The following is an 8,205-nucleotide window of genomic DNA, read 5'->3' on the forward strand; positions in this document are numbered from 1 at the left end:
AAAACCGCACGATTGTGATAAAACAGCTTTAAATTCAAATGATGCCGTTTCGCATATTCAACCATTGATATGCCTTGAAGCTCAGCTTGCTGCGCATGCTGCAACCATTCTTGCTGTTTTTGGGTTAGTTGTATCTCTTGCATAGTTACCACCTCAGTTAAATGAAAGTGGCATGATCTCAGTTATCGATGAAATATTTTAGGTGGGGGTTAATTTGCGCTTACAAAATACTACATGGCTTAAGTATCAGGACTGATAATGAAACTGAAATGAGTACTGATAAAGGCAAAATAGGCGCTTTGTGGCAACAGTTTGATAAGACTGTTGATGTCGATTATAAAAGTGGAGAAAGAGTTTACGGGGTATATTTTGATTATGAATCAGATGCTAGCGGTCAGTTTAATGTATTAGTTGGTTTTGATGGTAAAAATAGGCCTGTATCTGTACCTTTACAAAAAGTAGTGATCCCCGCTGGTCAATATCTGGTTTTTAAACACAAAGGAGAAATGCCACAAATTGCCATTGATGGGTGGACTGAAGTTTGGGATTATTTTGCGGATGAAAATGCACCACAGCAACGTGCTTATTCAACTGATTTTGAGTTTTATCCAAATGGTAATGAAATTGAAATACATATTGCGATAAAGTAGCACGTTTTTGAGTGATGAATGTTATGTGGTCACTTTCTTTTATTTTTTAGTTAGGGCTTTTATTGCTGGTATTCTCCCTAGTCATTCCTCATTGTAGAGGGATCCGAACTGTTCCAATTAGATAGGTTTATTAATGCAACGCTTTGAATATTGTAATGCTAAAGAGTGCGCCCAAGAGATGTTGGAACTTGGGCAAGTCAACATGAAAATGTGGTACTTGTTCCAATGGTTAACTGAGCATGACCAATTGCGTCATGGTACTCAAGCTGAATTACTCAAGTTGTATGTTGATGAACAGCTGGTGGCTTATAGCCTATTAGAAAACTATGAGGCTTGTATCGATAAAACAACTTTACATCATGGGGAGTTATATCAAGACTTAGGCGTGATACATTTTGTGACTATGCCTGCCCACCGTAAAAAAGGGTTTGCTAGTTTATTAGCCGGCATCATGTACGCAGATGTTATTAAACCTTTGTTAGCTCGTCATACTGATGTGCATGCTTATATTACAGCAACAGGGCGTGCAGTCCCCTTAATGGAGCGAACCGATATTGCGCCAGTTAATATGGTAAAAGAGTTTTATTCTGAGGTCACATTCGAAGAAAAAGTCGTTAAGTACTTACGTTTACAATCGACAAACCGTTAGTTGCTTAAAGACCGTTTGGAATGACTCATTAACCTGTTCACTTCGCTATTTATTTTTTAAGCATGCAGGTTAATCTTCTAATAAGTACGCTAAGCGCTTCTCTTCATATTATATTTTTAAGTTATACCATTCCGCATAATTAGTTGATCAGACTCATCCAATCTCTAGTACACATTTTTATGACTCTTTGACTATCACTGACAACCTCAGTTAAATGAAAGTGGCATGATCTCAGTTATCGATGAAATATTTTAGGTGGGGGTTAATTTGCGCTTACGTTACACCTGCAATGAAAGCTCCGGCGATACATGACAGGTTTGCTAGTTAAAAGTTAAATTATTTTCATCATTAGATTTAATATTAATCACCGCATTCGCCCCTGTTTTGTGGGTTTTCTTCTCATGCGTTTAGTTTGTAGTGGATAAACACGGTAATCTTTTAAATACCCCGAGTAACGTTCATCACATTAGCAAGCGACTTATACCTCTACAATTACTACATATCGAATTTCAGTTTTGATCTAATAATTCGATAATGCTGTCTAGTAGGTGCATATTTAACTGTTTCTTAAGTATTTTGAGGAAGTAATCTCAGAAGCTGCTCACTCGTTAAAAAATCTTATTCAAGGATATCTCTGATTTCTTCACTGTCATTATGACTAACTTACAAATTATTAACCTATCTACGAAAATGATTATGTATTCGTAATTTTTTATATTAAACAGAGAGCATATTAGCAAATTTTTCTCTCAGTAATTCTCTAAGAGCAATAACAGTAGGATTTACCTGTTTTCTACTTGGACAAATTAAATGCAACTCTGCTGCAGGTGATTGGTAATCTGTTAGTATCTCTACTAATTTACCACTTTCCAGATCTGACATTACATCTATTTTAGTTCGATGTGCGATCCCTTTACCATTAACAGCCCAACGTCTAACAATATCGGTATCATTACTAACCCTTTTACCTTCTACTTTTATTTTGTGTGTATTATTCCCATCTGCATACTGCCAATGACTAAATAAGCGCCCTGCTCTTAAATGTAATAAGCACTCGTGATGGCGTAAATCTTTGGGATGTGATGGTATGCCAAAATTGTCTAGATAGGCAGGAGACGCACAGGTTACTCTTTCAATCGTCGCTATATGAAATGAGATTAATGTTGAATCTTGCGGTTTACCGTAGCGAAGAACAAGGTCAACTTGATCTTCAAAGAAATTGGATAAAGTATCACTGACACTTAAATCTATCGATAAAGCTTGATGTAAATCTAAAAACTCGTCTATCCAAGACAACACTGTATTACGCCCTGAATCAGAAGGCACTGATAAACGTAATTTACCACCGAGCTTCCCTTGCATTTGATGCGCAGCAATTCGACCTTGCTCTAAACTATCAAGAGCCTGTCGACAATGAAATAGAAACTGCTCACCTTGCGGGGTTATTCGTAAGTGTCTTGTTGTTCTTACTAATAATTGTACGTCCAATTGTTGCTCTAAACGTTTAAGAGCAGAGCTAACTGCTGCTGGTGTAATATCTAACTGTTTAGCTGCTTCAGTTATTTTGCCTGTTTCTACAATTCGAATAAAAAGATTAAGGTCTGAAATATTCATTATTAACTTATTTTTAATAGTATTTATATTAGGGACATATTTTAGTTTAATAAAAAACATTCATAATGTCTTTATTCTTTCAACATTAGATCTAAACAAAAAATAGGTAAAAAAATGACAACCAGTTTCGATAACTCATTTAACCGCTCTATTACATTGCCTTGCGGTGCAATAATTAAAAATAGAATAGTCAAATCAGCAATGTCCGATTCTCTTGGTAATGGTGAAGGTAACGCAACCAAAGCACAAGCTAGACTCTATGAAAAATGGGCTCAAGGAGGTGTTGGTTTATCTATCATTGGGGAAGTACAGATAGACTACCGTTACCCAGAAACACCCGGAAACTTGTTTCTCAGTCCAACATCAGATATTCAAGCATTACGATTGTTGACTAAGCAAGCAACTATTAATGGTGCACACATATGGCCTCAGCTAGGTCATGCCGGAGGCCTGTCATACTCGAAATTAAGTATGCCTAAAGGCCCCTCTCCTCTAAATACAGATAACTTTCAGTGTTCTGGCATGTCATTGGAAGAAGTACTTGAATTACCAGACCAATATGCAAATGCAGCAAAAATAGCTAAAAAAGCCGGTTTCACTGGAGTTCAAATACATGCTGGCCATGGATTTTTACTTAGTCAATTTCTGTCCCCACTTTTTAATCACCGACAAGATCAATATGGGGGTGATGTGTCAGCACGATGCCGATTAATTATTGAAATCATCAATAAAGTACGTAGTGAGGTAGGCCAATCATTTCCTATTGGTATTAAAATTAATTCATCAGATCAACTTCAAGGTGGACTAACTCAAGAAGAAGCATTAGAAGCGATCCGTATTCTTGATAAGACCTCTATTGATTTAATAGAAATAAGTGGGGGATCATATTTCCCAGGTGCGGCATCAAGTTCTGATAGCACTTCAACTGGTCCTTATTTCATTAATTTTGCTAAAAAAGCGAGAAAATACACAACTATTCCGTTAGTGGTCACCGGCGGTTTTAAAACACGTCAAGAAGTAAATACAGCATTAGCAAGTAATGAGGTAGAGATGATTGGCCTAGCTAGAGCGTTGGTGCTGATGCCAAACCTAGTGAATAATTGGAATACAGAATCAAATATTACTGTTGAGTTCCCTAGATTTACATCGCCTCCACCAGGTGGAATAACAGCGTGGTACACAATGCGTATTACTGCGATAAGCAATGATGACGAAAATGATTTTGACCTAGATCTTCATACTGCAATCAATACCTATGAGGAACGAGACAAAACACGCTGTGCTAGGTGGCAAGCTAAGTTTATTTAATCAATACAGCTTTAAATACTAGATTACCAGTTTATATTTAAACGGTAGTTAACACTTCAAATACAAGGCATTTATATTTATGAAAAAAATTGGGTTTATAGGTTTAGGAATTATGGGTAAAGCTATGGCTTTAAATTTAATTAAAGCAGGCTTTAGTGTCACAGTTTGGAACCGTGACCTAGACAAGTGCGCTGAGTTAGTTGCAAAAGGGGCTCAACAAGCTAATTCTCCCAGAGAACTTACTGAAACTTGTGATATCACCTTTACCATTGTTTCAGATCCTGCGGCTGCATTAGCGATTTGTGAAGGTCCTGATGGTGTTATTGCAGGAATAGGAAATGGTCGTAGTTATATTGATATGTCAACGGTTGATGATGTAACTTCACAAAAGATTGCAAAATCAATAACTGAAGCGGGAGGTCGTTTTCTAGAGGCACCGGTTTCTGGAACCAAAAAACCCGCTGAAGACGGTACTTTAATTATCTTAGCAGCCGGTGATGAGTCACTTTATCAAGATGCATTGCCCGCATTTAATGTAATGGGGAAAATGTCGCCCTATATTGGAGAAGTTGGCCAAGGTGCAAAAATGAAACTCGTGGTAAATATGATGATGGGTGGCATGTTGAGCATATTCAGCGAAGGAATGTCTTTAGGCTTAAAAGCAGGTCTTGATGGCCCACAAATTCTTGATATTTTAGGGGCTGGAGCTATCTCAAATCCAATGTTTAAAGGAAAAGGAGAAATGTTATTAGCTGAAAATTATACAACGAGTTTTCCACTAAAACATATGCAAAAGGATTTACGTTTGGCTATTTCATTAGGTGAGCAATTAAATTTAGCGTTACCTAACGCAGCAATTTCAAATGAAATTTTTAAACAAGCTATACAAGCAGGATTTTCAGATGAAGATATTGCAGCTATTTTCAAGCTATATAAATAAATAGTGTGAAATTAAATAAACGAGGCTGTGTTTAAAATGTATTTGAGAGAACTAAGACTAAGTGATAAATAAAGACGAGCTTAGTTTTCTTGCTTGTAAGTAAATTGATTTTAACCAGTGACCAAAAGAATTATACAGATATAAGCGCTGTCTCGTTGTCGAGGCGATTGGGTCTAGAACATAAAAGAGATTATATTCAATTTTCACTTTGTCTTAAAATATATAGAGGAAATGTAATTACAAATGAAGATTACCTTTTTGTACTGAAAAGATTGCAAAAAGGTAATTTAATTAATTAAAATTCAAAAGCTTAAATGATTTATCGTCAATGCCCTACTAGTTAATTATATAGGTTTAATAACAATGATTTAGCTAAATGCTGAGCTAAGCATTTAAACAATTAACCATAAAAAGCTTCAACAGTGCCTTTTACTGTTTTCATTAATGGGTGTCCTCGACGGTCTAATGCTTTATGCACAGGAACTTTTACCCATCCTTCACTAATACAGTATTCTTCAACATCAAAACGTTGTTTACCGTTAAGTTTGATACCAATTTCATGTTCAAAAATTTCTGCTACATGATGTGGGCTACGAGGATCAACTGATAGGCGATCTGGTAAAGCGGGTAAAGATTTAGTGTCGTTCATTATAGAGACCTTTGATAAGAAAAATAAAACTGCACAATTGTAGTCAATATAACGACCACGCTCAATACTTGTCATGATAAAAATCCATGTTACTTTACATAGCTATGACACTATTCCTAGATCCGCATGATAACTTGTCTGCTTTATTGTAATTTAAACAGAGTTAAACAAGCCATTAACAAAAACGAGATCTAAAAAAACTTATTTTGTTTAGAGTTTCATTCTGGCCAACCTGACTGGATAGATAATTGTATCGCCTATTTTTTGAAGAGAAACGGTTGTTGATTAGTTTCGCTTAACTTATTCTTTAAATCCTTCCAAAGCAAAGGCTTACTGAATAAATATCCTTGAAGCATATCGCAACCTTGATCTAATAAAAATTCGTATTGTTGATGATTTTCAACCCCCTCTCCTACGGTCTTTAATTGATATGAATCTGCAATTGAAAGGATCGCTTTGATCATGGTTGATGTTGTTTTATCTTCTGAATTTAGGTTATCAATAAAAGTCTTGTCAATTTTTAAACAGCTTACGGGGTAGTTAATCAGTTGTGAAAATGCCGTATAACCTGTTCCAAAATCGTCTAATGTGAGGTTAATACCTAGATCATGTATCTCCTCTAGTGTTGAAACACTCATTAGATCCGCTGCAACCAAACACGTTTCAGTTATTTCTAATTCAATTATTGTGGGATCTATTTGGTATAACGAAATTAACTCAGTAAGTTGCTGTACGAAAGTTGGATTGTGTAACTCTACAGATGAAATGTTGATGGGTGGGAATGTAAAAATGTGAATTCTTTTTTTATTTGTTTAAACGTTGTCTCAATAACCCATAAATCAATACTTTTAATTAGGTTATATTCTTCTGCTATAGGGATAAAAACATCAGGTCCAATCCCCAATAATTCGTGTGTATTAGCGCGTATCAATACTTCAATACTGACTATTTTCAAACTTTTAGCATCAAATATAGGCATAAAATTTAAATGAAATTGATCGTGTATAATCGCATTTTTAATTTTTTCAGCCGTTTGTTTACGGAAAAATATATCCTGTGATACTTTTTCGTTAAAAACTTTGAAACAATTCTTGCCCTTTTTTTTGGCGTAATACATTGCTGAATCAGCTCTTGCTAATAAACCGTCAAATGTTTTTACATCTCCACTTGATTTTGCAACACCTAAACTTGCACGGGCATAAGTTTCATGTTGTTCAAGTACAATAGGTGAATCCCAAACACCAATTAAATTTTCTGCAAAGATTTCGATTTGCTCATCTTCTAAACCTAAAACTACTAATGCAAATTCATCACCTGATAGCCTTGCAAAGGCAAATTGGATATTTTCAATTGAATCTAAATAATTTTCTACATAATGTGAAAAACCGATTAATAATTGATCGCCTACTTGATGACCATAGGTATCATTTACTTTTTTGAAATCATCTAGATCCAAATAGAACATATAAAAATGTTGTCGATTGATACCCATTAATATTTTTTTATTGGTCCAACTTCTTATGCCTTGACGATTATATAATCCTGTTAATGAGTCGGTAATCGACATGCGGTGTAAAACATTACGCTGTAGCGTGATCAATAAGATGATAGTGATTAACCATATTAATAAAATTAGTTTGAGCAAGTTCGCTTCTGAGATTAATTTGCCATATAAATCGATTCGTTGAATCTCGATATTATAATTCCCAATAACATTCATACCATCAGTTAATATTTCTAAATAGGACACATTTGTTAATTCAACTTGGCTATTGGTAAAGCCAACTTTGTATTGTTCGACCCACCAATTATCAACTTGAAGTGCGTCAAAAGGGATATCGACAGGGAGCTTATGTCTATTAGGGTTGTATGAAATACTATTAAACTTTAATGAAACAGTATCCGTTAGCTTAGAGTAGTTGTCGTTGAAGTTTCTAAAAGTAATTTTTAACTTTGCATTCTCATTCGGTGCAGTATATTTGATGGCTAACGATAAACGATTAAATCGGCTTAAGTCTAAGCCGTTATCTATAATCCCATCTGTTAGGGGAATACCAATGCCACAAAAATTATATACCCAAGCTACCTCAAGATGCAAAATTGAAGGTTTGAAAGTTATCATTAATTCTACTGTCTAAAGCATCATCAAGATTGGGTAACGTGTCATCGAAAAAATGATTAATATGCTGTCGAAATTCTTTTGCAGTTGCAAAATATTTATTATTTCTGGCGTATTCATTCATCACCTTCCATAAGCGTTCTATTGGGTTTAAATTAGGGCTGTATGGCGGTAAATAGTGCAATATTATACCAAGCTCTTTTGCCGCAATTTTAACGACTTCACTACGGTGATACCCCGCTCCGTCAAGTATCAAATGAATAGGCAGATCTGTTC

The 8,205-nt window shown here is 35.3% G+C and carries 9 protein-coding genes; 4 read left to right on the forward strand and 5 right to left on the reverse strand.

From position 1 onward, the window contains the following. The first annotated feature begins 188 nt into the window (after positions 1 to 188). Positions 189 to 650, forward strand: a complete 462-nt coding sequence (locus H592_RS0106845) for a GyrI-like domain-containing protein (RefSeq protein WP_051369057.1) — start codon at positions 189 to 191, stop codon at positions 648 to 650. A gap of 133 nt (positions 651 to 783) precedes the next feature. After that, positions 784 to 1,299, forward strand: coding sequence for a hypothetical protein (locus H592_RS0106850; protein ID WP_028868117.1), 516 nt, complete (start codon positions 784 to 786; stop codon positions 1,297 to 1,299). 717 nt (positions 1,300 to 2,016) lie between these two features. Here the strand turns inward: H592_RS0106850 and H592_RS0106855 are convergent. Continuing rightward, on the reverse strand, positions 2,017 to 2,913 hold the full coding sequence (locus H592_RS0106855; protein ID WP_028868118.1) for a LysR family transcriptional regulator: 897 nt from the start codon (positions 2,911 to 2,913) through the stop codon (positions 2,017 to 2,019). A 114-nt stretch (positions 2,914 to 3,027) separates the two neighbouring features. Between H592_RS0106855 and H592_RS0106860 the strand changes: the two genes are divergently transcribed. Together H592_RS0106860 and H592_RS0106865 are read left to right on the forward strand one after the other, a co-directional pair. Beyond that, the gene (locus H592_RS0106860) at positions 3,028 to 4,221 is read left to right on the forward strand and encodes an oxidoreductase (RefSeq protein ID WP_028868119.1); all 1,194 of its coding nucleotides are present in this window, start codon (positions 3,028 to 3,030) and stop codon (positions 4,219 to 4,221) included. Positions 4,222 to 4,300: 79 nt separating this feature from the next. After that, the gene (locus H592_RS0106865) at positions 4,301 to 5,161 is read left to right on the forward strand and encodes an NAD(P)-dependent oxidoreductase (RefSeq protein WP_028868120.1); all 861 of its coding nucleotides are present in this window, start codon (positions 4,301 to 4,303) and stop codon (positions 5,159 to 5,161) included. Positions 5,162 to 5,561: 400 nt separating this feature from the next. Here H592_RS0106865 and H592_RS0106870 read toward each other — a convergent pair whose 3' ends face one another. The 4 genes from H592_RS0106870 to H592_RS21685 all read right to left on the reverse strand — a co-directional run. Beyond that, complete coding sequence (locus H592_RS0106870) at positions 5,562 to 5,810, reverse strand: DUF3297 family protein (protein WP_028868121.1); 249 nt, start codon at positions 5,808 to 5,810, stop codon at positions 5,562 to 5,564. Between the two features lie 257 nt (positions 5,811 to 6,067). Beyond that, positions 6,068 to 6,607: an EAL domain-containing protein gene (locus H592_RS24745; protein ID WP_084296220.1), complete on the reverse strand. Its 540-nt coding sequence runs from the start codon at positions 6,605 to 6,607 to the stop codon at positions 6,068 to 6,070. Then, on the reverse strand, positions 6,565 to 7,932 hold the full coding sequence (locus H592_RS24750) for a GGDEF and EAL domain-containing protein (protein ID WP_028868123.1): 1,368 nt from the start codon (positions 7,930 to 7,932) through the stop codon (positions 6,565 to 6,567). The genes H592_RS24745 and H592_RS24750 overlap by 43 nt, the downstream gene beginning before the upstream one ends. Further along, the coding region (locus tag H592_RS21685; protein WP_211235634.1) for a transposase at positions 7,898 to 8,205 on the reverse strand (308 nt) is incomplete at its 5' end. The genes H592_RS21685 and H592_RS24750, both read right to left, overlap by 35 nt.

Source organism: Psychromonas arctica DSM 14288 (assembly GCF_000482725.1).
GTDB classification, from domain to species: domain Bacteria; phylum Pseudomonadota; class Gammaproteobacteria; order Enterobacterales; family Psychromonadaceae; genus Psychromonas; species Psychromonas arctica.

Coding starts and splice junctions, on each gene's coding strand:
- H592_RS0106845 (WP_051369057.1), top strand. CDS start 189: ATGAAATATTTTAGGTGGGGGTTAATTTGCGCTTACAAAATACTACAT.
- H592_RS0106850 (WP_028868117.1), top strand. CDS start 784: ATGCAACGCTTTGAATATTGTAATGCTAAAGAGTGCGCCCAAGAGATG.
- H592_RS0106855 (WP_028868118.1), bottom strand. CDS start 2,913: ATGAATATTTCAGACCTTAATCTTTTTATTCGAATTGTAGAAACAGGC.
- H592_RS0106860 (WP_028868119.1), top strand. CDS start 3,028: ATGACAACCAGTTTCGATAACTCATTTAACCGCTCTATTACATTGCCT.
- H592_RS0106865 (WP_028868120.1), top strand. CDS start 4,301: ATGAAAAAAATTGGGTTTATAGGTTTAGGAATTATGGGTAAAGCTATG.
- H592_RS0106870 (WP_028868121.1), bottom strand. CDS start 5,810: ATGAACGACACTAAATCTTTACCCGCTTTACCAGATCGCCTATCAGTT.
- H592_RS24750 (WP_028868123.1), bottom strand. CDS start 7,932: ATGATAACTTTCAAACCTTCAATTTTGCATCTTGAGGTAGCTTGGGTA.